Origin of the sequence: Streptomyces sp. NPDC049954 (assembly GCF_040656295.1) — a bacterium.
Lineage (GTDB): Bacteria > Actinomycetota > Actinomycetes > Streptomycetales > Streptomycetaceae > Streptomyces.
Window position 1 is genome coordinate 149,499 of record NZ_JBFALS010000007.1, and the last position, 24,966, is coordinate 174,464.

The following is a 24,966-nucleotide window of genomic DNA, read 5'->3' on the forward strand; positions in this document are numbered from 1 at the left end:
CCCACCCTCCACCTGAAGCCGTCCGGGCGACGCCTTCGAAGCGATCGTGACGCGAGCCGCCCTGAACCGCCCGGGTGGGATGCGGACAGCGGACCCGGAAGAAGCCGTCCGAGAGCGCTCCCCGTAAGGACTCTGTCGAACTGTCCCCGTTTGAAGGTGAGTTGTGCGAGTAATGGATTTCCGCGGCCTCGTCGGCAAAGCATCAAGGACCTTCGCGGTCACGCTCGTCACCGTCGTCATGATCGCGGCGACGAGCGTTGACGCGGGGAGCGCCGAACGCTCGCCGGCCACCTCGCGGGCATCGTCTGCCGCCGTGCAGCGCAGCGCTCTCTGCGAGGGCGTGAAAGCCCTGCGCCTTCCCCGCGTCAGGGTGAATGTCGCGCAGCCGGTCCCTGCTGGAACGTACTACCCACCAGGGGGCGGGGAGGCTTTCCCTCACCTGCCTGCTTTCTGCAGGGTCACCGCAACCGTCACGCGGGTACCGGGCTCTTCGGTCTCGATGGAGCTGTGGCTTCCGGCAGACGGCTGGAACGGGCGTTACATGCAGGTCGGGACACACGGTTTCGGAGGGGTGATCCACCGGGAGGAGATGGCGCCCCAGCTCCGGCGCGGGTTCGCGACCGCAGCGACCGACAGTGGACACACGGCCCCAGCAGGTGTTTTCGACTCGACTTGGGCATTCGAGTCGCGGCAGCGTGTCACCGACTATGCGTGGCGCAGCGTTCATGAGACAGCTGTGAACGCTCAACGCGTCATTGGATCGTTCTACGGGCAACGGGCCGCCTACTCGTACTATGTCGGCTCATCCACCGGCGGTCGTGACGGAATGATGTCGGCGCAGAGGTTTCCGCGTGACTTCGACGGAATACTGGCGGGTAACGCAATCCAGAACTTCACCCGCAGCGGAACTCAGATGCTGGTGGCGAGCAAGCGTCTGGCGGAGGCGGGGTTCAAGGGAGAAGAAGGGGCCGAGCTGCTTGGGCTGGTGAGGCGCAAGGCGATTGCCGCCTGCGACGGCGAGGACGGGGTGACGGACGGCATCATTCGCGATCCGCGGACCTGTGACTGGAGCCCCCGCAGTCTTGCCTGCCAGGCCGGTCAGGAGAAAGGCACATGTCTTTCAACCGCTCAAGCCGACGCTGTGGCTGAGATCACGGCGCCGCTGCTGGACCCGGTAACGAACCAGAGGCTGTACGTCGGGCAGGCCATCTCTTCCCAGATCGACTGGCTCGACCTCATCCCGACCTCCGAGTTCTCCAACGCGTTGTATCAGATGGGCCTGAACGATCCCGACTGGGATGGCTCATCATTCAGTCTGCACACCGATTTCACGGCGGTGGAGGACGCGCTCGGATTCGTCAATGCCACGAACCCCGATCTTCGGGCGTTCAGGGCCGCCGGCGGCAAGCTCATTCAGTACCAGAACTGGGAAGACGGAGTTGTTTCTCCAGAATCGACCGTGGAGTACTACAATTCTGTGCTCAGTAGGACGGCTCGCGGTGACCGCTCGGAACTCGGGAATTTCTACCGGCTCTTCATGGTGCCGGGCCGGTCCCATAAAGGTCTGGGAAGCGGGCCGGACAACTTCGGCCAGGACGTCGCTCCTCCCGTTTCGCGCGATGCGGAGCACGACGCCGTCACAGCACTGCGGGACTGGGTGGAGAAGGGCCGGGCGCCAGGAAAGTTCATTGCCACGAAGTCCGAAGCGGATGGGGACGTCACGATGCAGCGCCCAGTCTGCCCGTACCCGATGAAGGCTGTTTACGCGGGCGCAGGAAACCCGAATGTCGCCGGCAACTTCGCTTGCGGCTGACCGCGAGAGCTCTTCAGAGCAGCGCACGCTGACGCTGCGTGAGCACTCGCCGCCGCGCCTGCGCGCCTGTGTGATCTGTGTGACTCGATGAACGCAGACGCAGACGCGGACGCGGATCAGCGGCGGTGGAAGCGGCCCGCCGCGCATCTGCCGACTCGGCCTCTTCCCGGGTTCCAGCCCCGGCGCCACCCGGGAACGCGAGGCCCGGTGTCCAGCCGAAAAGGGCTGGTCGCCGGGTCTCACGTCGTAGTACGGCACGAACGGTGGGTCGCCCCCCACTGAGCCGATTGGGACGGGCCGTCCTGATGGACGACGAACGTGTTGATCCGCGTTCCGCGCGGCGCGATCTCGCCGACAGTCCCGAGCTGGTCGTGGATCTCCGGACTCCAGGCGTGGGCACCCAGCGCGCGGCTGGTGGTCGCCGGACCGCCCGGAGCACCACCAGGCGAACCGACACCCCCGACCGTGCCGGCCGTGATGCCGCCATCCGCCCGCCGGGTCCGGTCCCTGCCACCAGGACGTCCACGTCATAGCCTGTCGGGCAATCACGCTCCCCGCATTAGCCTTGCCGGCGCAGGGGCGTTATCCCACGAGCGAGGAGACCCCCGCACCATGACGGCTCAGGACCGCGCGGACGCGTATCTGCCGCTGCCCGTACTCATGCAACGGGGCCAGCGATGGTTCTCCGACGAGCTCGTGGCGCGTCTGGAGGCCGCGGAAGTGGCCCCCGTGACGCCGGCGCACACGACCGTGCTCGCGCACCTCGGCCGCGACACGCCCCTCAGCATCGCCGAGCTGGCCCGCCGTGCGGGCGTCACCCGCCAGACGATGCACCGCGCCGTCACGCAGCTCGTCGACGAAGGACTCCTGACCAGCACGCCGGGGCCCGGGTTTCCGCGCAGCACCCTCATCCGGCTGACCGACGCCGGACGCCGGCGCCGGGACGTCGCCCTGGGAATTCTGCATGACCTGGAAGAGGAGCTCGGCAGCCGGCTGGGACCCGCGAGGGTGGCGGAGCTTCGCGACACTCTGACGCGAGCGTGGCCGCGCTGAGGATCACCCATACCCTTGACGTCACCCGCGTCGACGCCCACCGGGGGCCGCGCGGCAGACGTTCTCCACGGAGCGCGACCGGCGGCTCCGTACCACCGGCTGCCGCACCCCGCCGCCGTCGCCTCGCACTTGACCACGTCCGGCGGGCCGAGGCGTTCGGCCGGGCGGCAGTCGACGACCACGGCCGTCCCGTCATCGCGACGGGCGAAGCAGTCCGGCGCGTGGGACGCCGTCCGGCCGTTCGCCGCCGGCCAGAACAGACCAGAGCGGCCGGAACAGCCGGAACGGCTGCGCCCCGGCCCACGTCCGCTTCGCCGAGCGCTACCGGTGTCCCGCCAGCGCCCGCGCGAAGTCCCCCGGTTTCTGTGCGAGCCCCGAGCAGTGTTCCTGGGCGGTCCTCCGTGTGGCCGGCGCGGGGCACGGGCGGTCGCGGAAGGAGGCCCACATCGAGAGGCCGCCCAGGCCGTTGCGTACGGCGAAGGTGTGCAGGCGGCGGGCGTCGGGGAGGGTGAAGGTCTCCGTGGTGACGTCGTTGACGCCGGGCATCGGCGTGAGCCGCAGCGCCTTCCACGCGGCGGTGGACGACAGGCCGAGCGCGGTCCGCAGTTGCCGGTGCGCCGCGCGGGCGGCCTGTTCGGCGTACTCGGCCATGGAGCGCTCGTCGTACGCCTCCCCGTAGCTCATCACCATGAGGTTGACGGCGGTGATCCCGGCCCCGGCCGCGCGCGCCCCGCGCAGGAGCGAGAGGGCGTCCGCGTCGAGGCCCTCCGGCATGACGGGCAGGGTGTACGTGACCTCGCCGAGCCGCCCCTCCTTCTGGAGCCGCGCGACTGCCGCGTTCCGTCGCGCGTTGGCCGCCCGGTCCTTCAGCGCCCCGCCCTCCACGTCGAAGTCGGCGAGGCGGGTCCCGGCCGCGCGCAGCGCCCGCGTGTAGGCGGCGGCCAGCGCCGGGGCGTCCTCGCACACCCGGGCCAGTTCGCTCCCCGCCTGTCCGCCGAAGGAGACCCGTACGTCCGCCCCGGTGCGCAGCTTCGCGATCCTCGCCCGTACCGCCGGGTCGTCCACCGGTTCCGTACCGCCCCACACCGGGACGCAGTCCGCGCCGTCGGCGACCGCGAAGGCCAGGTTGTACGTCGCCGGGTCCGCCGTCGCGTCGAGCGGGCTCGGCTCCTCGGCGCTGACGTACGGCGCCCAGTCCACGCCGCGATGCCGGGGGGTGTCGTCCGTCCTGTCCTGCCCGTGCCCCGGGGACGCGCAGGACGCGGTCAGGGCGGCGAGCAGAGCGGCCGCGAGGGCGCGGCGCGGAACGGGGGAGGAGGGGCGGCGCACGGACGGACTCGCTCTCGGCGGGGACGGGCCGCGCGGGACTGCCGGGGCCCTTCGGGCTGTACGTCACGAATGTCCCATGCCGGACCGCACGGCCGGGCGGCTTCCGGGAATCCGGCCCGTCGCCCCGCCGCAGGACCGCTCCCGGGCCGCTCCCGTCCCGCCGCCGCCCGCCCCCGGGCCGCGCGGCGGCGGGCGCCTGCCACAATGACCGGGTGACGACACGCGCATCCCTGGACAAGCAGCCGCAAGAAGTCGCCTCCATGTTCGACGGCGTCGCGGAACGGTACGACCTCACCAATGACGTGCTGTCGTTCGGACAGGCCCGCCTGTGGCGCAAGGAGGTCGCGAAAGCGGTCGACGCGCGCCCCGCGCAGAAGGTCCTGGACCTCGCGGCGGGCACCGCGACCTCCTCGCTGCCCTTCTCCCGCACCGGCGCCTACGTCGTGCCCTGCGACTTCTCCCTCGGCATGCTGAAGGTCGGCAAGGGCCGCCACCCGTGGATGCCGTTCACGGCCGGGGACGCGACGCGGCTGCCGTTCAAGGACGACACCTTCGACGCGGTCACCATCTCCTTCGGCCTGCGCAACGTCCAGGACACCCGGGCCGCGCTGCACGAGCTGTACCGCGTGACCCGGCCCGGCGGACGCGTCGTCATCTGCGAGTTCTCGCAGCCGGTGTTCGGCCCGCTGCGCACCGTCTACACCGAGTACCTGATGCGGGCGCTGCCGCCGGTGGCCCGCTCGGTCTCCTCGAACCCGGACGCCTACGTGTACCTCGCCGAGTCCATCCGCGCCTGGCCCGACCAGCCCGCCCTGGCCTCGCTGCTCCAGGACGCGGGCTGGTCGAAGGTCGCGTGGCGCAACCTGACGGGCGGCATCGTGGCCCTCCACCGGGGGTTCAAGCCGGTGGCCGGGCGCTGAGGGGCGCGGGGGCTCCCCCCTCCGGCGGCCGTTCGGCCCGTCCTCAGCTCAGTACGGCGGGCTCCTCAGCTCAGTACGGCGGGCTCCTCCGTCCCGCCGTCCTCGTCCGGCTCGTTCGCCTCGCGGAGCATCCCGCCGCTGCCCGGCTCGGGCCGCAGCGGCTCGCGTACGCCCGAACCGCCCCCGTCCTCACCGGGACCGGGCCCGGCGTCGAACCACACGGTGACGACGGAGCCCTTCAGTACGACCGTGTCCGGCGCCGGGTACTGCCGTACGACGTAGGCGACCGGGTCCGGGGCCTCGGGCCGGTCCGGGGTCTCCGTCACGAGGCCACGGGACTGGGACTGTTCCACGGCGTCCAGGCTCATCAGTCCGACGAGCCTCGGCACGAGGACGGTCTCCGGCGCATCGGGAATCTCCGCCGTCATGATCACTCCCAGGGACGCGGGTGGTACCGGGGGCACCGGCGGGGCCGGTGTCCCGGGTGGGGACTGGTGAAGGGAACGTTCCCCCGCCGGGCCCTCGCACCCCTGCCGATGACCGGGCCGGGTCAGAGAGGCAGTTCGAAGCGCTGCCCCGCCTCCCCCGTACGGGGCAGTACGAACTCCTCGGCGAGGGTCATGCCCAGGCGCCGGGCCACCTGAGCCGACCGCAGGTTGTCGCTCTTGACCATCGCGTGGACGACCGGCACCCCGGCCGCCCGCAGCCGCTCCAGGGTGAGCCGCGCGGCGGCCGTCGCATGCCCCCGCCCCCACGCGGGGCGCGCGAGACGCCAGCCGATCTCGACGCCGCCGACCGGCCCGAAGTCCTGGTGCGGCCACGGCTGGGCGCCCGTGAAGCCGAGGGCGTGCCCCTCCGCGTCGAGGACGGTCCAGAAGCAGTAGCCGAGTTCGGCGTCGTGTCTGCGCTGACGCGCGGTCAGCTCCTGGTAGACGGACAGTTCGGCGGGGCGCCCGCCGTGGAAGCGCATGACCTCGGGATCGGCGAAGAGGGCGTGCCACACGTACGCGTCCTCCTCGGTCGGCACCCGGAGCCCCACGACGGGAGCGGGACGGGTGCCCGGCTCCTGGTCAGGACGCGGGGACGGCGGGGCGGGGAAGGAGAGGGTCATTCCGGGCAGCCCTTCGGTTCGGGGGACGAGGCGCCTGAATAGACTGCCCATGTCCGGTGCCGCTCGGCACGTGATTTCAAGTCGTCGGGAGACAAGTCGTGGCCGAGGCCCTGTCCGAACGCAGCGCAGACGTGATCGTGGTCGGGGCCGGACCCGCCGGTTCCACCACCGCGTACTACCTCGCGAAGGCGGGACTCGACGTCCTGCTGCTGGAGAAGACCGCGTTCCCCCGCGAGAAGGTGTGCGGCGACGGCCTCACCCCGCGCGCCACGAAACAGCTCATCTCCATGGGGATCGACATCTCCGAGGAGGCCGGCTGGCTGCGCAACAAGGGCCTGCGCATCATCGCGGGCGGCAACCGGCTCCAGCTGGACTGGCCGGAACTCGCCTCCTACCCGGACTACGGGCTCGTCCGCAAGCGCGACGACTTCGACGAGCAACTGGCCCGCCAGGCGCAGAAGGCGGGCGCCCGCCTCTACGAGCGCTGCAACGTCGGTACGGCGATCACCGACCCCCGTACCGGCCACATCACCGGGGTCAACGCGAAGCTCGGCGAGGAGAAGACCGAGGTCACCTTCCACGCCCCGCTCGTCGTCGCCGCCGACGGCAACTCGACGCGGCTGTCCCTCAACATGGGCCTGCACCGCCGCGAGGACCGCCCGATGGGCGTCGCGGTGCGCACGTACTTCACCTCCCCGCGCCACGACGACGACTACCTGGAGTCCTGGCTGGAGCTGTGGGACCGGCGCGGCCCCGGCGAGGACCGGCTGCTGCCCGGGTACGGCTGGATCTTCGGCATGGGCGACGGCACGTCCAACGTGGGCCTCGGCGTCCTCAACACCTCGTCCTCCTTCAAGGAACTGGACTGGCGCGAGGTGCTCAAGGCGTGGTGCGCCTCGATGCCCGAGGACTGGGGCTACACCCCCGACAACATGACGATGCCGATTCGCGGCGCGGCCCTCCCGATGGCCTTCAACCGCCAGCCGCACTACACCAAGGGCCTGCTCCTGGTCGGTGACGCGGGCGGCCTGGTCAACCCGTTCAACGGCGAGGGCATCGCGTACGCCATGGAGTCCGGCCAGATCGCCGCCGACGTCATCGTCCAGGCGCACGGCCGCCGCACCCCCGCCCAGCGCGAGATGACCCTCCAGCGCTACCCGAAGGTCCTCAAGGACACCTTCGGCGGCTACTACACGCTGGGCCGCGCCTTCGTGAAGCTCATCGGCAACCCGAAGATCATGAAGCTCGCGACGGAACGGGGCCTCACCCACCCGATCCTGATGAAGTTCACCCTGAAGCTGCTCGCGAACCTGACCGACCCGACCCACGGCGACGCGATGGACCGCGTCATCAACGGACTGAGCAAGGTCGCGCCGAAGGCGTAATCGCGGCCTTCCCTGGGGTGGCGGATCGTCGGGCTTCCCTGGGGGTGGCGGGTAGTCGGGCTTCCCTGGGGATGGCGGCTGACGGGCTTGGGGCGACGCGGGCGCCGGGGCCGGGCCTGGCCGGGCCGGGTCCGGAGGCCAGGCTGTCTCCCGGGTGCCCTGGGGCGGCTCCCGGATCGCCTCCGGGTGGCTCCCGTACGGTCTTCCCTCTGCCCGCCGTCGCCGCTAAGGTCACCCTCCTGACCGATCCGCCGAGCCCGGTTCCCCGGTCTCGGCCCTCAACTCTCTGCCGGCGCTGGAGCCGACGCCGACCTGGACGGACCGCGCGTCCGCCTCGCCCGCGTCACCTGGACGACTCCTGGCGGCGGGGGACGGCGCCCACGAGGGGCCCCGCTCTCCCGGACCGTCCCACCGGCAGCGGAAGGCCCCCGCCGTGACAGCGCGGCACCGGTTCCGTCGTACCGCACCCGAAGCCCGTCGCACCGTGTCAGCAGCCGGCAGTGCCGGGCCTGTGCGGGCGGGCGCCGTCTCCTACCGTTCGGCCCTGCGCATTCCGGGCGCCCCGGCCTTCTTCCTGGCCGCCGCCCCCGCCCGGCTCGGGGTGGCCATGGCCGGACTCGGCATCGTCTGGCTGGTCCGTGCCGAGACCGGGTCCTTCGGGACGGCCGGCCTGGTCACCGGCTCCTTCGCCGTGGCGGAGACCCTGGCGGGCCCGCAGACGGCCCGCCTGGTGGACCGCTTCGGACAGCCACGCGTCCTCGTCCCCCTCCTGTGTGCCCACGCCGTGGCGGTCGCCGTACTGGTCGCCCTGACCCTGACGGGGATGCCGGCGCCGTGGCTGGCGGCGGCCGGGCTCGCGGCCGGGGCGACCGTCCCGCAGATCGGCGCGCTCTCGGCGGCCCGCTGGTCGGCCCTGCTGCACGGCAGACCTGAACTCGTCCCGGCCTTCGCCCTCGAAACGCTCAGCAACGAGGCCGCCTTCCTCCTCGGCCCCGCCCTCACCGTCCTGGCGGCGACCAGGGTCCACCCGGCCGCCGGTACGGTGCTGGCGGGCGCGCTCGTCGTCGGCGCGGGACTGGTCTTCGCGACACTGCGGCGTACGGCCCCGGCACCGGCGGGGAGGCCCGCCGGGGACCCCAGGGCCGTACCGGTTCGGCGCGCGAAGCTGCTGACCCGGAACTTCGCGACCCTGCTGGCGGTCAACCTGTCCCTGGGCGGCTTCTTCGGCGCGACGCAGGTCTCGGTGAGCGCCTTCGCCGCCGCCCACCACGCCGCGTCGGCGGCCGGACTCCTGTACGGGCTGATGAGCGTGACGAGCCTGCTGGCCGGCCTGGCGTACGGGCGTCTCAGGGCCGGTACCCCTCCGGCGGCCCAACTCCCCCTGATCATGGCCTTCCTGGCCTGCGCGTCACTGCTGCCGCTCCTGGCGCGGAACCCTTGGCAACTCGGCCTCGCCCTCCTGCTCCCGGGCGCGGGCGTGGCCCCGTGCCTCATCGTCTCGTCCACGCTGGTCGAGTCGGTGGTGGACCGAACGGTCCTGACACAGGCCTTCACCTGGACGAACTCCGCGAGCGCGGCGGGCATCGCCACCTCCGCCGCCGTGGTCGGCCACCTCGTCGACGGCCCGGACGGCACCCGAGCGGGCTTCACCGTCCCGGCCCTGGCGCTGGCCGCGACGGCGCTGGCGACGTGGGGCGGACGGCACGCGCTCGCGGGGGGCGCCAAGTCGGGCTGACGGCGCGCCTGTTCGTCATGGGGGTCACCGGCGCCTGGGCCGGGGGCCGGGGGCCGGGAGAACGGACCGCCCGGCCCCCGGCGTCCCGGCCGCTACGCGTCCCGCGCTCCGGTGGCCTCCCCGTCCCCCTCCTCTGCCCGCACTTTCTCGACCACGGTGCCCCGCCGCAGCGTGACGGACATGAGGGTCGCGGGCGCGTCGAGGCTGAGGCGGTGCCAGCGGCCCCGGGGGACGACCACGGCGCGGTTCTCCGTCAGGACGGTCGTCACCGCGGGCAGCGGCGAACCGTCCGACGGGTCCGGCTGGGCCCGGAGGGTGAAGCGCACGGGACCGCCGCTCAGGACGGCGACGACCTCCTGCGCCCCGGGGTGCATCTCCCAGTGGTCGGCGTGCACGTCGGCGTCCGTCCGTACGGCGAAGGTCGCGAGCTGCCAGGCCCCGGGGTCGTCCGTCATCCGTCGTTCACCGACCTCGACCCTGCCGTCCTCGAAGAGCCGTACGCCCTCGGCGAGCAGGTCCAGCGTCCGGGGAACGGCGTCGGGGGCGGGGGCGGCGTCAGGGGTGGACCCGGGGGTCTGGGGCTTCGGGGGCATGAGAACTCCTTCGGTGGTGGAGGGCCCGGGACGCTTCGCGGTCGGGCGTCTCGGGGGAAGCCGTACATGCTGCGGGCAGGACAGCGAGGGCGAGGACCGCCGCGACCAGGAGCAGGGCGGCGCTCACGGCCAGTCCGAGGGCGTAGCCCTGATCGAGGGCTCGCGGCCCCGTGCCGGACCCGGTACGGGCGGCGGCGAGGGTCGCGAGAGCGGCCAGCCCGAGGCAACCACCGAGCTGTCGCGCGCTGTTGAAGAGACCGGAGGCCGTACCCGTCTCGTGCGGGGCGATGCCGGTGGTGGCGGCGGAGGCGGCCGGGGCGAAGCACAGGCCCAGCCCGAGGCTGGTGACCAGGGAGGGCCCGAGGACGTCAGTGGCGTACGAGCCCGACGGACTCAGCAGCGCGAACCAGCCGAGCCCCGCGGCGGCGAGGAGGCCGCCCCCGCCCAGGGTGAGCCGGACGGAGCGCGGCGGACGGCTCCGGCCGGTGGCGAGCCGGGTGGCGAGTACGGTCCCCGCCACCATGCCGCCGGAGAAGGGCAGGAAGCCGAGCCCGGTCGCGGCCGCCCCCAGCCCGAGGACCTGCTGAAGATGTAGGGAGACGAAGTAGAAGGCGGAGAACTGCGCTGCCGCCGCGAGCAGCACGAAGCCGTTGGCCCCGGCGACCCACCGCGAGCGCAGCAGTCCCAGCCGGAGCAAGGGGGCCGGGGAACGGCGCTCGGCCACGACGAACAGCACCAGCAGGACAACGGCCGCCGCCAGGGTGACGAGCGTGGTGGCCGAGCCCCATCCGGCCCGGTCGGTCCGGACGACGCCGAGGACGAACAGCCCGAGCCCACCGGTCACGAGGACCGCGCCGGGCAGGTCGATCCGGGACGCCCCGCCTGCGGGCCGCCCCGGTCCACGCGGCTCACGCCGGTCCAGCGCGAGCAGGCCGAGGACGAGCGCGAGGGCCGCGACGGGGACGTTGACCAGCATGACCCACCGCCAGCCCGCGTACTCCGTGAGGAGCCCGCCGAGCAGGACCCCGAACGCCCCGCCCGCGCCGGTGACCCCGCTCCAGGCCCCCAGCGCGCGGACCCGGCCCGGGCCGGGCGGGAAGGCGTCGGTCAGAGCGGACAGCGCCGCCGGGGCGAGCGCGGCGCCGGCCGCACCCTGGACGGCCCGCGCGGCGATCAACTGCCAGGGGTGTGCGGCCAGTCCGCCCGCGAGGGAGGCCAGGCCGAACACGAGGAGCCCGCCGGTGAACGGGAGTCGGCGGCCCCACGCGTCGCAGAGGCGACCGCCCAGCAACAGGAAGCCGCCGAAGGTCAGCGCGTAGACGTGCACGACCCACGACAGGTCCAGCGGTGCGAATCCCAGCGCGGAGCGCACCGAGGGCAGCGCGACGTTCACCACCGCGACGTCCAGCGAGACCATGAACTGCGCGACGCACACGGCGGCCAGGACGGCACCCGGCCGCCCGACTAAGTTTTTATACATGTAAGAAAACTAGACGCGGGCGATCCCTTTGTCGAGGGGAGGGCCGGGGGCGAGCCCTGCGCGGTGCTTTCATGGGGGCATGCCGAGCAGCGAGCCGACGCCGTCCCCCACCCCGCACGAGCCGGGGGAGGCGCCGGCGCGCACCGGCCGCCCGCCCCGGCTCTCCCTGGAGCGCATCGTGGCGGCCGCGCACCACTTGCTCGCGCGGGACGACGCGTCGAAGCTGACGATGCGGCGCCTGGCCAAGGAGGTCGGCTCCACACCGATGGCCCTGTACCACCACGTACGGGACCGGGACGACCTGTTGCTGCGCCTGCTGGACGACGTGGCGGCGTCCATGCCGAGACCGGTGCTGCCGACGGAGCCCGGGGAGCGCGTCGTGACTCTCTTCACCGCCCTGCGCGACCACTTGGCGGCCCACGCGTGGACCGTGGAGGTGCTGGCCACGGACGCGTTGATGGCACGGCGCGCGCTGTGGTTCGTGGAGGCGGTGCTGGACTCGGCCGCCGCGTGCGGACTGCCGCCGGAGGAGGCGGTGCGGCTCTACCGTCAGCTCTGGTACTTCACGGTGGGCGAACTCCAGGTCCGCGCCACCGCCGCACGCCGCCGCGCCGACCAGGCCCCCAGCCACCGCGACCAGGTGTTCGCGGAACTGGCCGAGGACTGCGCGACCCACCCGCGTCTGGCGGCGGTCGCCCCCCGCTGGCAGGAGCTGACGGCCCAGGACACGTACGAGGACGGCCTGCGGGACCTGCTGGCCGGACGGCTGGGACGGCGCGTCGCCGGGGGGTGACGCGGCATCTGTCCCCGCAGTCAGACGCCCTTCGGGACTCCGGCGCGGGTCAGTCCGCCGCGTAGCCGTCCGCACGGCCCGCGTGCGGCGATGTAGCGATCGACGTGCCGTTGTGCGGAACCTGCCGGGAGGGCGTCGAGGCCGGCGAGTACGAGGACGGGGGCGCCGATGCTCGCGCAGGCGAACCAGGTGGAGCCGACGGAGAGCGGTACGGGGGCCTCGCCGTTCCCGAGGCGGAGGACGGCCTCCGGGGTGGGCCCGGTGCCGAGGGAGACGCGGCAGTCGGGCAGCGGGACGGGGGACGGCCGGCCGTCGAGCAGCGGGCCGAGCCTGATCCGATGGCACAACAGCCGCATGCGGAAATCGACTTGATCGGAGGTCTCGTGCGTGGGATGCGGGGCGAGGAGAAGATGCGGGACGGGCCCGCGCGCGGTGAAGGTAACCCAGGTCCAGGCGCCGAGACCGGCCACGTCGCACGGGCCGACCTCGCTGACCTGGTCTCCCTGGCCGACCTGTCCGCCCTGGCCGACCTGACCGTCCGGGCCGTTCACGGGCCACCTGGCCCGGGTTCGCACAGGCACCCCAGGACCAGCACCTGAACGGGCCGCACCCGCCACTCGGCCCGGGTCCCGTCGTCCAGCCGGACGGAGAACCCGCAGGGCTCACCCCGCAGGAGAGCGGCGAGCGCGGGGACGGTGCCGCCTCGGTTCAGGGCGCGGTGGCCCGGCCCAACTCCCGCTCGTTGAGGGCGAACAGCTTGTTGTCCCGCACCTGGTGGCGCACGAGGCGAAGGGCTTCCTGGGGGGAGGGGAGGACCCGTAAGTCTCGGGGCTGGGATCGAGGATGACGACTGCTGCTGCGAGGGGATGCCAGCGAGGCTTCGAACCGGAAGCCGAAGGAGAGGGCGTGAGGGAGATGCATGGTCACTGTCCTGCCGTGGGGCGAGAGGGTGTGAGAGGACCGCTGGCGGAACCGAAGCCCGCTCAGGGCGTAGTGCATTGCCTCGCAGCGCATAGGCCGGCCGCAGCGCGGACCGACTGTGCGACGCAGAGTGAACGTAGCGTTACTCCAGCCCTGGGCGCAACAGTGGTACGTCCCAAAGGTGTGCCGGAAAGGAGTGAGCGCCCCCGCGTGAACGGGGGCGCTCGTTGGTTGGGGGTTGCTGGGGTTGATCAGTCGGCCAAGTGGTCGAACTCTCCCGCCTTCACTCCCTTGAGGAAGGCGGCGAGGTTGGCGCGCGAGGTAGTGACGACGGCCTCGGGGGCCTCACCCTCGCGCATCCTGATCTCTCCGTTCACCTCCGCCAGTTCTACGCAGTTCTGATTGTTGTCGGCTCCGGAGAACGAGGACTTCTGCCAGACGATGGATTCGGTCATGCCGATGAACTCACATTTCCTGTGCGATGTTTCGGATGAATGCCCGCGATTCGGTCTCGCTCAGCGAGATGTGCCCCACTGAGTCAAGTAGTTCCCGGTACTTGGTCAACTGGGCCTCCGCGTCGAGAAAACCGCCGTCGAAAGCGCTGTCCAGCTGAACGGTGTCCAGCTTGGGGATCGACGCACCCGCGTACAGCATGGAATGCACGGACCCGCTGATCTGGACGTCAAAGGGGATCACTTTGATGGATACGCTCGGCCATCGAGAGATCTCGCGCAGGTAATCGAGCTGCTCGATCATGACGTCCGCCGAGCAGTACCGCATGCGTAGTGCGGCTTCGTGGATGTACGCCTCGAACCTCGGCGGCGCCGGGCGGTCGAACACCTCGCGACGCCGCATCCGGTGTTCGACTCTCGCTGCTACCTCGTTGGCGGGGAGTGTGGAAATTCCGCTCAGTATCAGTTCCTTGGCGTAGGCGGCCGTCTGGAAGATACCTGGCACGTGCAGCATTTGGATGGCCCGCATGTATGTCGCGTAGTACTCAAGCTCCGAAAGGTCAAGGAAGCCTGGCGAGAGCATTCCGCGATATTCCTCCCACCAGCCTTTGCCGCGTTCCTCCGCCATGCCCGCGAGTGCGTCCACGAGGTGCTTGTCAGAAGCTGAGCAGTATGCGGCGATCCGGCGTACGCGTTCCGCGCTCACTCCGTAGCGGCCCGACTCCAAGTGGCTCACTTGGGCACGCTCGCCGCCCAGAAATGCTGCCACTTGGCTACCAGAAAGCCCCGCTTGCTCCCTCAGTTTGCGCAACTCCGCGCCGAGGCGCCGTTGGCGGGCGGTGGGATACGGCCTTGGTGGCATGCCTTCTCCTTGCGTGGCGGGCGCGGCGGGACCACTGTGCCACGTTCCACCCATACGAGTGGGACTGCCGTACCACGGTTGCGCCGTACCAATATTGTGCCCTAGCTTGCTGGTCACGCACAGCGAACGCTTCTGGTCCGAAGTGCAGCCACTCGCAAGGCCCTTGCGAAGCAACCGGTGGCCAGGGACACGGGCCTTCGTTCGCCGCGCACTCCAACGACTCCGTACTGGAGAGGCTGACGCACGTCATGGCCGTCTCGATCGCTGCGGGAAACCCGCCCGGCCCCAGGGCGCCGGAATCACTCGCTCCCCACCACCCCCGGCCCCCGGCCGGCTATCGCCTCACGGTCCCCAACGACGCCGCCGCTCCACGGCTGTTGCGCGACTTCCTCGCAGCCGTGCTGCGACTCGCCGGTGAGGACGGCCTCGTCGCGGACGCCAAAGTGTGTCTGAGCGAGATCGTCAGCAACGCGTACCGGCATACGGGTGCCGGACAGGTCCGGCTGTACATCGCGGTGCGGCGCGACCGCGTCCTCGTCGCCGTCACGGACGGCGCCCCCTCGGCGCTCCCCGCGCGGCGCGACGGACAGCCGTACGCGGAACACGGCCGGGGACTGGCCCTCGTACGGGCACTCGCGCACCGCACCGGCCACCGCGTGCACACGCGGGACGGGCGGCCGTACGAGAAGACGGTGTGGTTCGTGCTGAAGGGCGGCCGGCCCGTGTCGGGGGTGGACTCAACCCGTTGAAGGGGGCTGTCCACGAAGGCCCCGGCGCGTGATGACACCAGCCGCGGTGTGTTCGTCCCGTACTGCTCCGGACCGGATCCGCAGATCGCGCCGGGTCCGGCCTGTGGGCGCCCTACTCGCCGACCGCCCCGTCGATCGCTTCCCGCAACAGGTCGGCATGGCCGTTGTGACGCGCGTACTCCTCGATCATGTGCGTCAGGACGTAGCGCAGCGAGATGGTCTCGCCCCGGAAGTCCACCGTGTCGTCGAGGGCCTCGAAGGCGTCCGTCACGGTGCGGGATTCTTCGCAGGACTGTCGCCAGAGCGTGAACGCCTCGTCCACGTCCGCGTCGGCAACGAGGAACTCGCCGAGGACGCCGTCGACCGCAGGCCATCGAGGCGTGAGTCGTTCTTGATTCAGCACACAACGGAACCAGCTGGTCTCCGCCTCGGCCGCGTGCCGGACGAGGCCCAGGAGGGTCAGGCTTGAGGTCGCGACGGCTTCTCGCTTCAGCTGGTCGCTGGTCAGCCCCTGGCACTTCATGGCCAGAGTGGCGCGCTGATAGTCGAGGAACGAGGTGAGCGACGTCCGGTCGTCGGCCACCGTGGAAGGGAGTACCCGCTGGTCTTCCGTCATCAAGTCATCATGGCAAAGGCCCGGTTGGGGAGGTCGCCAGGTCCGGGGAGTGGACAGGAAACGGCACGCGAGGCACACGGGTTTCGCCACCGCTGTGGCAGTGGACCGCTTGCAGGGCGCCCTGGGCCCCGACTGGGGTGGCGGGGCGAGTCCCCACGATTCCCGTACTCCGTCCATGACGAGAACGACCCATGAGCCGTCCTGTGCTGATGACACGAGAACGCTGGAGTGTGCGGGTGAGGTGGCCGTGACGCTCCGGAACGACGCTCCGGGCCGTGGCGCACGGCGACCTACCGAGGCCGGCCCGGATCGCCGGTCGGTGCGGTGAGTTCCTTGGTCATGAAGACGCGGCTGGTGCCCGGTGGATCGCAGGGGACCTCACCCATCCGCTCCCACCCCTGTTTCCGGTAGAAGCCGGGGGCCTGGAAGCTGATGGTGTAGAGCACGGCCGCGCGGCAACCACGGGTGCGGGCCTCGTCCTCGGCCCGCCGCAGGATCTCGCTCCCCAGCCCGCCGCCGCGCAGGTGAGGCGGCAGGTAGAAGAGATCGACGAAGAACAGCCCGAGCGAGGTGCGTCCGGTCAGTCCGCCGATCACCTGGTGCGTCTCGGGATCACGGATCAGGACGGCGAGCGGCCTGCGGTCGGCGACCCCCGTCTCCTCCGTGTTGAAGCGGTCCAGCGCATCGGAGATCACCGTGAGGTCCGCCCGCGCGGGGGCGTCGGTGACCACGAGGTCCGTCCGGGGTACAGGACGCGGGGACGCGGTGGCAGACGTGTCGGACGTGGCCATGAAGTGCTCCGGTGCGGGAGTGGGGGTGGTGCGACCTCGCGGGCGGGCGCAGACGCGGGGCCGATATGCCCGGCGCACGTGGTGACGCTAGACCCGGGACGCTTCGACGGGCATCGAAGGGACGTCGGTGAGGAGTCGGAGGGACGTCGGCGACGAGTCGTAGGGACGTCGGCGACGAGTCGTAGGGACGTCGGCGACGAGTCGGGGGAGGCCGGTGGCGGAGCGAGGTCGGCGACAATGGGCCACGTGGACGTCGAACGCGCAGGTCGGGATGTGGGCGTGGACCTGGCTCACGTGGCCAGGCTGCTGGCTGACGGGACCCGGGCCGCTTTCTGCGTGGCGCTGCTCGACGGGCGGGCGTGGACGGCGAACGAGCTCGCGCGTTATGCCGGGGTCGCACCGTCGACCGCGACCTCGCATCTCAACCTGCTCGTCAGTGGCGGACTCCTCGTCGAGGAACGGCACGGACGTCACCGGTACGTCCGGGTGGCCGACCGCAGGGTGGTCGAGCTGATCGAGAGCCTTGCCGCGCTGGCCCCGCAGGACAGCCCCCGGCCGCGTTCGCTGTCGGCCTCCGGGCGTCAGCAGGCCCTGGCCCGGGCGCGGCTGTGCTACGACCACCTGGCCGGCGCCGTGGCGTTGGCGATCACCGATGCCATGGTCGGGCGGGGCCTGCTGGAATGGGGTCCTCAGCCGGGCCTGACCAGTAAGGGTGCCCAGTGGCTCGCCGAAGCCGGGATCGCGGTGCCGGACGGCTCACGACGGCCGCCGGTGCGCGCCTGCCTCGACTGGACCGAGCGGCGCCCCCACCTGGCCGGTGCGGTAGGTGCCGCCTTGTGCGCCCACGCCCTCGGCGCGGGATGGATGGCGCGCGTCGGCACGACACGTGCCCTCGTCGTGACCTCTGCCGGTCGCCGGGCGTGGCACGACCACCTCGGCCTGCCACCGGCCGACCTCTGACCTCGCGGTCCCTCCCTCCGGCTCCTTGGATAGGGGACGTGTCCCAGATTATGGTCAACTGGTGAGTGCAGAAGCGGTAGTTGCTGTCGTGACCGTCAAGCCGTCGGCTTTCGCCGCTCTCTTTCACCAGCTCCTCACCCGCCCGGTGGTCGAGGTGGACGGCGCCGCATACGAGGGGCGCTGGGGGACCTGGGAGATCCCGCTGACCCCGGGTGCGCACCGCGTCGCGGTGTACTTCCGTTACCGGGTGCGGCGAACGGCGCGCCTCGGGGAGTCGAGCGTCGACATCACCGTCGCACCTGCTGACCGGCGCGTCGGCCTGACCGCGCGGCTCGGTCCGGCGAACGGCAGCACGTTCAGGATCACGGCACTCGGAAGAGTCCCGAACTGACGATTCCCTCTCCGAAGGGATTGCCTCGCTGGATGCCGGCCGTTGCACCCTGCGCGACGGGTACGCGGCCTCGCTGCTGTCGGTGAGGTGAGGAAAGCGGCACTGCTGTGCCGCCGCTCCAGGCGGCGGGCAGTGAATTCTTAAGTATTGGCTCTGAAGAACGCGGCGGCAGCGTCGATGAAGCGGTCGTGTGCGGCCCGGGCGGTTTCCTGCGCGGCGGTGAGATCTTCGGTACTCGTGACGGCATCGACCATGTCGTATGTGGCGACGACCATCGCCTGTGCGGTGTTGTGGACAGTCGTGTCGGGCACGAGGAGCCGCAACGTGACCAAGGGGCGGGTGATGGCTGAGCGGGTGATGTGGGATTCGGCCCGCAGTCTCTCCAGCTCCTCGTTGCCGGCGTCGCGAAGCCGAGCCTCCGCGCGCATCAACAGGGCCCGACGATGGTCGGAACCGGCGGAGGCGAGTGCGGTCACCGCTTCGAGCCGGTCACGGCGCAATTGCTCGGCGGCGGCTGCGCGCTCGGCTCTGCCGCCCGCCAGGTGCTGGAACGTGCCGGTGACGAGTGAGCCGAGGAGCGTCCCGACGACAGCGAGGACCGTGGCGATCATGATCTGCTCCCTGGTCGGTCACCTGGTCCGGGCAGGTGCGGAGACGTGTGCGCTCACCGCTGTTCGCCGACAGGTGTGGTGACTTACGGCGAGACGGCGGCTGCGGCTCCCAGGGTAGATCCCGTCCTGGGACTGGAGGCGTTCGCGGCGGTGAGCGCCTCGGGAAACGGGCTGGTTCGCGCGAGCCGAACCCTCTCTACGAAACGGCAGTTGGCAATTCGCCCGCTGCCGGGGCTGCGGTGCGAGGGGCCGGGGTCAGCGGCGGGGCGTCCTGGGAGGTGGCGTCCCTCACCGAGGTGATCGGCGGGCACGCCCGCAAAGCCGGACTGCCCAACGGGCACTCGGAGTCTCATCGGTGACCGTCACGCCGGACCGGCGGGCCCGGTCGGGCCCGCCGGTCGGTACTGCGACGCGATGCCTCAGCTGCCACAGGCGCAGCCAGCAGCCACCGGCGCGGTCTCGGCCGCCTCCGGCTGGCCGGCACAGCAGGCGGCACCGCCGAGTGCGGTGCTCTTGCCGAGCTGATCGGCGTCGGCCTTGACGACGTAGACCTCCCACGGCTCCTTGCCGGGGCCCTGCACCCACACCTTGTCCTGGAGGGCGTAGCAGCAGGAGGTGTCGTTCTCCTCGAAGGTCGCGAGCCCGGCGTCCTTGAGGCGGGTGGTGGCGGCCGTGACTTCGTCGGTGGTCTCCACCTCGACGCCGAGGTGGTCCAGGCGGGTTTCCTGTCCCGGCTCGCCCTCGATGAGGACGAGCTTGAGCGGCGGTGCGGTGATCGCGAAGTTCGCGTAGCCGGGGCGCCGCTTGGCGGGCTCGACGCCGAACAGCTTGGAGTAGAAGGCGACCGACGCTTCGAGGTCGGCGACGTTGAGCGCGAGCTGGGCACGGGACATGGTGGTCTCCCCCGGATCGGTTGTATCGATACCTGTCGATGCAACCTTGCGTCTTGGATCGAAAAACGTCAACATAGAGGTATGTCGAAACAAGCGCTTGTGGTGCTCGGCCAGGACGGCACGGACGGATGTTGCCCCGCCCTGCTGACCGCCCCGCTGGACGAAGGACAGGCAGAGACGCTGGCGAAGGTGTTCAAGGCGCTGGGTGATCCGGTCCGGCTGCGGCTGCTGTCGATGATCGCCTCCCGCGCGGGCGGGGAGGTCTGCGTATGCGACCTCACCCCGGCGTTCGACCTGTCGCAACCGACGATCTCCCACCACCTCAAGCTGCTCAAGCAGGCCGGGCTCATCGGCTCCGAGCGGCGCGGGACGTGGGTCTACTACCGGCTGCTGCCGCAGATGACCGACCGCCTCGCGGCGATCCTCACCCGTCCCGCCGGACAGCCCCTGCCTGAGACCACGGTCGCCGGGGCCGCATCGTGAGCGTCGAAGCGACCACCGCAGTGGCGCCCGCGGGGCCGGTCGCCCGGCGGCTGTCGTTCCTGGACCGCTTCCTCGCCGTGTGGATTCTGATCGCGATGGGCGCCGGCCTCGGCCTGGGCCGCCTCGTGCCCGGCCTCGGGGACGCGCTCGCGAAGGTCACCGTCACGGGCGTCTCGCTGCCGATCGCGCTCGGCCTGCTCGTGATGATGTACCCGGTGCTCGCCAAGGTCCGCTACGACCGGCTCGACACCGTTACCCGCGACCGGCGCCTGCTCATCCCGTCCCTGGTCCTGAACTGGATCGTCGGCCCGGCCCTGATGTTCGCCCTGGCCTGGGTCTTCCTGCCGGACCTGCCCGAGTACCGCACCGGCCTGATCATCGTCGGTCTCGCCCGCTGCATCGCCATGGTCATCATCTGGAACGACCTCGCCTGCGGTGACCGTGAAGCCGCCGCTGTCCTCGTCGCCCTCAACTCCGTCTTCCAGGTTCTCGCGTTCAGCCTGCTCGGCTGGTTCTACCTCTCCGTACTCCCCGGCTGGCTCGGCCTTGAACAGACCACGCTCGACGTGTCCGTCTGGGAGATCGCCCGCAGCGTGCTGATCTTCCTCGGCATCCCGCTGCTGGCCGGGTTCCTCACCCGCCGCCTGGGCGAGAAGGCCAAGGGCCGCACCTGGTACGAGGCGAAGCTGATCCCCCGCATCGGGCCGTTCGCCTGTACGGCCTGCTGTTCACGATCGTGGTGCTGTTCGCCCTCCAGGGCGACGCCATCACCTCCAAGCCGCTCGACGTAGTCCGGATCGCGCTGCCTCTGCTGGTGTACTTCGCCGTCATGTGGGCCGGGGCCATGGCCGTCGGGCGCGTGGTCGGACTGGGCTACCCGAAGGCGGCCACGCTGGCGTTCACGGCCGCGGGCAACAACTTCGAGCTGGCCATCGCGGTCGCCATCGCCACCTTCGGCGCCACCTCCGGCCAGGCCCTGGCCGGAGTCGTCGGCCCCCTCATCGAGGTGCCCGTCCTCATCGGTCTGGTCTACGTGGCCCTTGCCGCCCGGCGCTTCTTCCCCCAGCCCGCCCCGGCGGCCGGGCCGGTCGTCTCCGCGGAAGGTTCCGCCCGTGTCTGAGACCAGGCCGTCCGTGCTGTTCGTGTGCGTCCACAACGCCGGCCGCTCCCAGATGGCCGCCGCCTTCCTCACCCACCTCTCCCAGGGCGAGGTCGAGGTCCGCTCCGCCGGTTCCGCCCCGGCCGACGACGTGAACCCGGCCGCCGTACAGGCGATGGCGGAGATCGGCGTCGACCTGTCCGCAGAGACTCCGAAAGTGCTGACCATCGAGGCCGTACAGGCGTCCGACGTGGTGATCACCATGGGCTGCGGCGACACCTGCCCCGTGTTCCCCGGCAAGAAGTACCTCGACTGGGCACTCGACGACCCTGCCGGTCAGGGGATCGAGGCCGTCAGACCGATCCGCGACGCGATCGAACAGCGCATCCGCAGTCTGCTCGCCGAACTCCAGCCCGACGGACACGTCCTGTGGCAGGACGACTGACGGTTTCGTGACAGTCGGCAACTGCGCACCGGCGCCAAGGGATGTGGTCACCCGCGCGAACGGACGGGAGTTTCGGCGATTCCTCCTCCGGTGACGCGAACCCGGGCGGCCCGCTCCTCACCAAGGAACTCGGCGCCAGGCTCCTCGACATCCTGAGCTGAGCCCGGCGGGGCCGGGCAGCGCCGGGCGGGGCACCACACAGGAGGGTCCCCCACCTACGCCGCCGTCTACGCCCCCGCCTACGCCGCCGACCGTGCCACCCTGAACCCCACGTCGTCCACAGTGTGTCTGAGCGAGATCGTCAGCAACGCGTACCGGCATACGGGTGCCGGACAGGTCCGGCTGTACATCGCGGTGCGGTGCGGCGCGACCGCGTCCTCGTCGCCGTCACGGACGACGCCCCCTCGGCGCTCCCCGCGCGGCGCGACGGACAGCCGTACGCGGAACACGGCCGGGGACTGGCCCTCGTACGGGCACTCGCGCACCGCACCGGCCACCGCGTGCACCCGCGGGACGGGCGGCCGTACGAGAAGACGGTGTGGTTCGTGCTGAAGAGCGGTCGGCCCGAGCCGGACGAAAGCCGCTGACGTCGATGTTCGGCGGGTCAACTGGCCGCCACGGTCACGCGATCGCTAACTGAGCGCCCGGCGCAGGACCAGTAGCGGGTCGAGGTCCGGGAACTTCTCACGGATCTGTTCCGACGCCTGCGCGACGAGGTCTGCAAGGAGAACGGGCGCGGCCCCGTACAGCACGCCATGGAGGTACGGGACCAGTTCGGCAGCGTCGGGCGGCAGCCGCAACTCAGCGGTCAGCGGGACGTTTCCGCTCATGTACGCGCCGACCGGCAGCCCCACCTTCTCCGGGTGCACGCAGACCGGCGTCCCGTCCGGGGCGTACCGGTATCCGTCGCCCGGGTTGAACGGGCACTCCTTCGTCGGCCGCGCCCACACGTCGAACTCGCCTGCGGCAAACCGGCGTGAGGGGCAGATGCCGCAAGCCAGGTGCAGCACGTCATCGCTGACGAACGGGTCGGGCATGGACGTGAGCCTAAGGGCTGTCCCGCCAGGAATTGCGGGACAGCCCTCAGCCCCGGCGCACAGGTGAGCCGGCCTCGGCGGCTCGGGCCGAGGGATGCGGCGGTCTGCCCTGCCGAGGGCGGACCGGGTTGCCGGTCGGTGCGGCCGGCTGGCTCCACGGTGGATCGCAGGGAGCCCCCGGCCGGGCTGTAGGCCCCTCGCCCCGGGCGCCCCGGCCTGAGCAGGACCGCCCCGACCCGGGTGATGCTGTCGAACTGTCGGTACCTCTTGGGTAGGCACGTGTGTCGGATTATGGGCAATTCAGGTGCGGTGGCGATTAGTTGCTCTCGTAACCGTCAAGCCGTCGGCTTCGCCGCTCCCTGTCACCATCTCCTCACCCGACCGGTGGTCGAGGTGGACGGCCCGCCGAGTACGAGAGGCGCTGGGGGCCCGGGGGATTCCGTTGTCTCCGGGCGAAACACCGCGTCGCGGTGTACCTCCGTTACCGGGCGCGGCGGATAATGCGCCTCGGGATATCGCTCGTCGACTTCGCCGTCACGCCTACCAACCGTCGTTTTCCCGGCGCGGCCCGAGGGGTCCGCGGCCTGCGTAACCGGCGACCTCGGCAGTGCGGCGGGCCGGGGGCTCCGGCGGCGCCCGTCGTGAAAGTGGAGGCCGGCTGGAATGTGATGCGAAGAGGTGGATGGCCGGTGCGCAAATGCCCATTTCTGTAGCGGTTGGGGAATTCCCCACCGCCTGACATGAGTTGTGTCACCTTGGTTTCGCCTGGAGGTGAGTCGCCGCAATCCCGCCGTCGTCCGCTGCGTTGACTGGGGGCGACGCCCACGAGAAGGCCGGCTCGTTGCTTCGGGGCGTCTCATGTGCCGATTGCTGAATCCTGGGGCATTGCCAGGGGGTGATCGAGTGACTACGGTCCATGTGTGTGTCCAGGGGGGGCGGAAGCGGCTCCTGGGCGAGAAGTGCTGTCAGCATGTCTCGGAGGGGGAATTATGTCTTCATTTCGTGTGAATCTTTTGCGTCTCGTGGTGGCGGGCTCGGCTGTGGCGGCTGTGTGCGCCACCGTACCCACGGCTACCGCCGCGGAGGCTCCGGCCCCGTCAGGTACGGTCGCGGCGCCGATATCCGCGAAAGCCGACGCTGAGGCCCGCGCCTTCGCGGCGGACAACAGTGCGGCGGTCGCGGCGGCCACCACTGTCTGCGGGACGGGGTATGAGTTCACCGACGCGAAGCAGTTGCCCAACGCCGACAACCGTTACGGGACGCTCTTCTTCTACATGAAGGGCAATAGCGCCTGTGCGATTCTCGACAACAACACTCCGGGTGGCGCCAACTACATGGACCTGAAGATGTACCCGGGTGACACGCCGAGCGCCGGTGGCAGGGACTACGGGAACTTCTCCGAATACGCCGGGCCGGTCTACAGCAGCACTCTCGCGCAGGGCGGCCGCTGCGTGACCATCACCGCACTCATGAAGAATGAAGCCGGAACTTCGAATCTGATCAACTGGAAGGGCGGCTACGTCTTTGCCGTCGACAGCTCTTCGTCTGTTTGTGCCTGACGGCCAGGGGAAATAGGGCGGTGCCCGGCTTGCCAGTACGGTAAGCCGGGCACCGCTATTTCAAGACGCGGGATATCTCCTCTGTGTGAGCGGCCGCCCGGAGCGACAACCTCGACAGCAGGATCAGGACGACGGGTTGATGACCGGCGGACCAGGGTGAGGGTCGCCTCGAAGTCCCCGTGGGCGACCGCCTAAGCCGACCGTGCCACCCGGAACCCCACGTCGTCCACCTGGAAGGAGGGGTGGCTGCGGCGTCGTGCGGAGGCGCGCAGGCTCCAGTGCTCGTCGAACCAGCCGCCGCCGCGCAGCACGCGGTAACTGCCGTACACCTCGGGGTCGTAGAGGTCCCAGCACCAGTCCCAGGCGTTGCCGAGCATGTCGTGCAGCCCCCAGGCGTTGGGCTGCTTGCCGCCCACCGGGTGGACGCGCTCGGCGGAGTTGTCGCGGTACCAGGCGATCGCGTCGAGCGGCCCGTAGTGCGGGCCCGTCGTACCGGCGCGGCAGGCGTGCTCCCACTCGGCCTCGGTCGGCAGACGGTAGCCGTCCGCCGACCGGTCCCACGTGGCGCCCTCGCCGTCCGAGTCCCACGCGTACGCGGGCGTGCAACCCTCGTGCAGGGACAGGGCGTTGCAGAAGCGGGCCGCCTCCAGCCAGGAGACGCCGGTGACGGGCAGCCCCTCCCGGGGAGCCGGTCCGGACGCCGCTTCCGTCTCCCGGGCGCCGGTGATCTCCGCGTACAGCTCCTCGGTGACGGGGAACGCCGCCAGCCGGAAGGGTGCGAGGTCGACCGTCCAACTGCGTTGTGAACGGCGGTCGGAGAGGGTCACGCGGCCTGCCGGGACGTCGGTCATGAGGTGGTGCGTCGCTTTGAGGGCCATGGTCGGC

General features: G+C 71.0%; 28 protein-coding genes and 1 pseudogene. 14 read left to right on the forward strand and 15 right to left on the reverse strand.

Features of this window, described 5'->3' with window-relative positions; translation table 11 throughout:
* Positions 1 to 172: 172 nt before the first annotated feature.
* Positions 173 to 1,813, forward strand: a complete 1,641-nt coding sequence (locus AB0J21_RS17580) for a tannase/feruloyl esterase family alpha/beta hydrolase (protein WP_363146883.1) — start codon at positions 173 to 175, stop codon at positions 1,811 to 1,813.
* Positions 1,814 to 2,425: 612 nt separating this feature from the next.
* Positions 2,426 to 2,866 carry a MarR family winged helix-turn-helix transcriptional regulator gene (locus tag AB0J21_RS17585; RefSeq protein WP_363146884.1) on the forward strand — a complete coding sequence of 147 codons (441 nt, stop codon included), beginning with the start codon at positions 2,426 to 2,428 and terminating at the stop codon, positions 2,864 to 2,866.
* Between the two features lie 321 nt (positions 2,867 to 3,187).
* Here the strand turns inward: AB0J21_RS17585 and AB0J21_RS17590 are convergent, their stop codons facing one another.
* Positions 3,188 to 4,195 carry a chitinase gene (locus AB0J21_RS17590; protein WP_363146885.1) on the reverse strand — a complete coding sequence of 336 codons (1,008 nt, stop codon included), beginning with the start codon at positions 4,193 to 4,195 and terminating at the stop codon, positions 3,188 to 3,190.
* 212 nt (positions 4,196 to 4,407) lie between these two features.
* On the opposite strand from AB0J21_RS17590, the gene AB0J21_RS17595 reads away from it, so the two are divergent.
* Entirely contained in the window at positions 4,408 to 5,115 is a 708-nt protein-coding gene (locus AB0J21_RS17595; protein WP_363146886.1) for a demethylmenaquinone methyltransferase, read from the forward strand.
* Between the two features lie 65 nt (positions 5,116 to 5,180).
* Here AB0J21_RS17595 and AB0J21_RS17600 read toward each other — a convergent pair whose 3' ends face one another.
* Positions 5,181 to 5,543, reverse strand: coding sequence for a PASTA domain-containing protein (locus tag AB0J21_RS17600; protein ID WP_363146887.1), 363 nt, complete (start codon positions 5,541 to 5,543; stop codon positions 5,181 to 5,183).
* Positions 5,544 to 5,665: 122 nt separating this feature from the next.
* Positions 5,666 to 6,226: a GNAT family N-acetyltransferase gene (locus tag AB0J21_RS17605; RefSeq protein WP_363146888.1), complete on the reverse strand. Its 561-nt coding sequence runs from the start codon at positions 6,224 to 6,226 to the stop codon at positions 5,666 to 5,668.
* 98 nt (positions 6,227 to 6,324) lie between these two features.
* Between AB0J21_RS17605 and AB0J21_RS17610 the strand changes: the two genes are divergently transcribed.
* Both AB0J21_RS17610 and AB0J21_RS17615 read left to right on the forward strand, forming a co-directional pair.
* On the forward strand, positions 6,325 to 7,611 hold the full coding sequence (locus tag AB0J21_RS17610) for a geranylgeranyl reductase family protein (protein WP_363146889.1): 1,287 nt from the start codon (positions 6,325 to 6,327) through the stop codon (positions 7,609 to 7,611).
* A gap of 484 nt (positions 7,612 to 8,095) precedes the next feature.
* Complete coding sequence (locus AB0J21_RS17615; RefSeq protein WP_363146890.1) at positions 8,096 to 9,346, forward strand: MFS transporter; 1,251 nt, start codon at positions 8,096 to 8,098, stop codon at positions 9,344 to 9,346.
* A 92-nt stretch (positions 9,347 to 9,438) separates the two neighbouring features.
* Here AB0J21_RS17615 and AB0J21_RS17620 read toward each other — a convergent pair whose 3' ends face one another.
* Both AB0J21_RS17620 and AB0J21_RS17625 read right to left on the reverse strand, forming a co-directional pair.
* Positions 9,439 to 9,939 (reverse strand): cupin, encoded by a 501-nt coding sequence (locus AB0J21_RS17620; RefSeq protein WP_363146891.1) that lies wholly within the window; start codon positions 9,937 to 9,939, stop codon positions 9,439 to 9,441.
* On the reverse strand, positions 9,902 to 11,419 hold the full coding sequence (locus tag AB0J21_RS17625; RefSeq protein ID WP_363146892.1) for an MFS transporter: 1,518 nt from the start codon (positions 11,417 to 11,419) through the stop codon (positions 9,902 to 9,904). The genes AB0J21_RS17620 and AB0J21_RS17625 overlap by 38 nt, the downstream gene beginning before the upstream one ends.
* 79 nt (positions 11,420 to 11,498) lie before the next feature.
* Here AB0J21_RS17625 and AB0J21_RS17630 point away from each other — a divergent pair, with 79 nt between their 5' ends.
* Positions 11,499 to 12,212, forward strand: a complete 714-nt coding sequence (locus AB0J21_RS17630; RefSeq protein ID WP_363146893.1) for a TetR/AcrR family transcriptional regulator C-terminal domain-containing protein — start codon at positions 11,499 to 11,501, stop codon at positions 12,210 to 12,212.
* Positions 12,213 to 12,232: 20 nt separating this feature from the next.
* Here AB0J21_RS17630 and AB0J21_RS17635 read toward each other — a convergent pair whose 3' ends face one another.
* From AB0J21_RS17635 to AB0J21_RS17650, 4 genes are all read right to left on the reverse strand, one after another.
* Positions 12,233 to 12,763 carry a hypothetical protein gene (locus AB0J21_RS17635; RefSeq protein WP_363146894.1) on the reverse strand — a complete coding sequence of 177 codons (531 nt, stop codon included), beginning with the start codon at positions 12,761 to 12,763 and terminating at the stop codon, positions 12,233 to 12,235.
* Between the two features lie 157 nt (positions 12,764 to 12,920).
* The gene (locus AB0J21_RS17640; RefSeq protein WP_363146895.1) at positions 12,921 to 13,133 is read right to left on the reverse strand and encodes a hypothetical protein; all 213 of its coding nucleotides are present in this window, start codon (positions 13,131 to 13,133) and stop codon (positions 12,921 to 12,923) included.
* A 251-nt stretch (positions 13,134 to 13,384) separates the two neighbouring features.
* Positions 13,385 to 13,588: a DUF397 domain-containing protein gene (locus tag AB0J21_RS17645; RefSeq protein WP_363146896.1), complete on the reverse strand. Its 204-nt coding sequence runs from the start codon at positions 13,586 to 13,588 to the stop codon at positions 13,385 to 13,387.
* Between the two features lie 10 nt (positions 13,589 to 13,598).
* Positions 13,599 to 14,501, reverse strand: a complete 903-nt coding sequence (locus AB0J21_RS17650) for a helix-turn-helix transcriptional regulator (RefSeq protein ID WP_363147218.1) — start codon at positions 14,499 to 14,501, stop codon at positions 13,599 to 13,601.
* A 194-nt stretch (positions 14,502 to 14,695) separates the two neighbouring features.
* Here AB0J21_RS17650 and AB0J21_RS17655 point away from each other — a divergent pair, with 194 nt between their 5' ends.
* Positions 14,696 to 15,196 (forward strand): ATP-binding protein, encoded by a 501-nt coding sequence (locus AB0J21_RS17655; RefSeq protein WP_363146897.1) that lies wholly within the window; start codon positions 14,696 to 14,698, stop codon positions 15,194 to 15,196.
* 112 nt (positions 15,197 to 15,308) lie between these two features.
* Here the strand turns inward: AB0J21_RS17655 and AB0J21_RS17660 are convergent, their stop codons facing one another.
* Entirely contained in the window at positions 15,309 to 15,812 is a 504-nt protein-coding gene (locus AB0J21_RS17660) for a DinB family protein (RefSeq protein ID WP_363146898.1), read from the reverse strand.
* A gap of 290 nt (positions 15,813 to 16,102) precedes the next feature.
* Positions 16,103 to 16,603, reverse strand: coding sequence for a GNAT family N-acetyltransferase (locus AB0J21_RS17665; RefSeq protein WP_363146899.1), 501 nt, complete (start codon positions 16,601 to 16,603; stop codon positions 16,103 to 16,105).
* Positions 16,604 to 16,840: 237 nt separating this feature from the next.
* Here AB0J21_RS17665 and AB0J21_RS17670 point away from each other — a divergent pair, with 237 nt between their 5' ends.
* Complete coding sequence (locus AB0J21_RS17670; protein ID WP_363146900.1) at positions 16,841 to 17,563, forward strand: winged helix-turn-helix domain-containing protein; 723 nt, start codon at positions 16,841 to 16,843, stop codon at positions 17,561 to 17,563.
* Positions 17,564 to 17,624: 61 nt separating this feature from the next.
* Positions 17,625 to 17,954, forward strand: coding sequence for a hypothetical protein (locus AB0J21_RS17675; protein WP_363146901.1), 330 nt, complete (start codon positions 17,625 to 17,627; stop codon positions 17,952 to 17,954).
* Positions 17,955 to 18,094: 140 nt separating this feature from the next.
* Here AB0J21_RS17675 and AB0J21_RS17680 read toward each other — a convergent pair whose 3' ends face one another.
* Together AB0J21_RS17680 and AB0J21_RS17685 are read right to left on the reverse strand one after the other, a co-directional pair.
* On the reverse strand, positions 18,095 to 18,565 hold the full coding sequence (locus AB0J21_RS17680) for a hypothetical protein (RefSeq protein ID WP_363146902.1): 471 nt from the start codon (positions 18,563 to 18,565) through the stop codon (positions 18,095 to 18,097).
* A 419-nt stretch (positions 18,566 to 18,984) separates the two neighbouring features.
* Entirely contained in the window at positions 18,985 to 19,458 is a 474-nt protein-coding gene (locus AB0J21_RS17685; RefSeq protein WP_363146903.1) for an ArsI/CadI family heavy metal resistance metalloenzyme, read from the reverse strand.
* 81 nt (positions 19,459 to 19,539) lie between these two features.
* Here AB0J21_RS17685 and AB0J21_RS17690 point away from each other — a divergent pair, with 81 nt between their 5' ends.
* The 4 genes and pseudogenes from AB0J21_RS17690 (at position 19,540) to AB0J21_RS17705 (ending at position 22,072) form a co-directional block, all read left to right on the forward strand.
* Complete coding sequence (locus AB0J21_RS17690) at positions 19,540 to 19,941, forward strand: metalloregulator ArsR/SmtB family transcription factor (protein WP_363146904.1); 402 nt, start codon at positions 19,540 to 19,542, stop codon at positions 19,939 to 19,941.
* Between the two features lie 95 nt (positions 19,942 to 20,036).
* A pseudogene (gene arsB, locus AB0J21_RS17695) lies at positions 20,037 to 21,061 on the forward strand (ACR3 family arsenite efflux transporter).
* Entirely contained in the window at positions 21,054 to 21,485 is a 432-nt protein-coding gene (locus AB0J21_RS17700) for an arsenate reductase ArsC (RefSeq protein ID WP_363146905.1), read from the forward strand. Before arsB ends, AB0J21_RS17700 begins: the two are co-directional and overlap by 8 nt.
* A gap of 359 nt (positions 21,486 to 21,844) precedes the next feature.
* A complete protein-coding gene (locus tag AB0J21_RS17705) occupies positions 21,845 to 22,072 on the forward strand; it encodes a hypothetical protein (RefSeq protein WP_363146906.1) in 228 nt (75 codons plus the stop codon).
* A 45-nt stretch (positions 22,073 to 22,117) separates the two neighbouring features.
* Here the strand turns inward: AB0J21_RS17705 and AB0J21_RS17710 are convergent, their stop codons facing one another.
* Positions 22,118 to 22,522: a hypothetical protein gene (locus tag AB0J21_RS17710; protein ID WP_363146907.1), complete on the reverse strand. Its 405-nt coding sequence runs from the start codon at positions 22,520 to 22,522 to the stop codon at positions 22,118 to 22,120.
* A 1,004-nt stretch (positions 22,523 to 23,526) separates the two neighbouring features.
* Here AB0J21_RS17710 and AB0J21_RS17715 point away from each other — a divergent pair.
* On the forward strand, positions 23,527 to 24,081 hold the full coding sequence (locus AB0J21_RS17715) for a hypothetical protein (protein WP_363146908.1): 555 nt from the start codon (positions 23,527 to 23,529) through the stop codon (positions 24,079 to 24,081).
* A 191-nt stretch (positions 24,082 to 24,272) separates the two neighbouring features.
* Here AB0J21_RS17715 and AB0J21_RS17720 read toward each other — a convergent pair whose 3' ends face one another.
* Complete coding sequence (locus AB0J21_RS17720; protein ID WP_363146909.1) at positions 24,273 to 24,959, reverse strand: SUMF1/EgtB/PvdO family nonheme iron enzyme; 687 nt, start codon at positions 24,957 to 24,959, stop codon at positions 24,273 to 24,275.
* Positions 24,960 to 24,966: the final 7 nt, after the last annotated feature.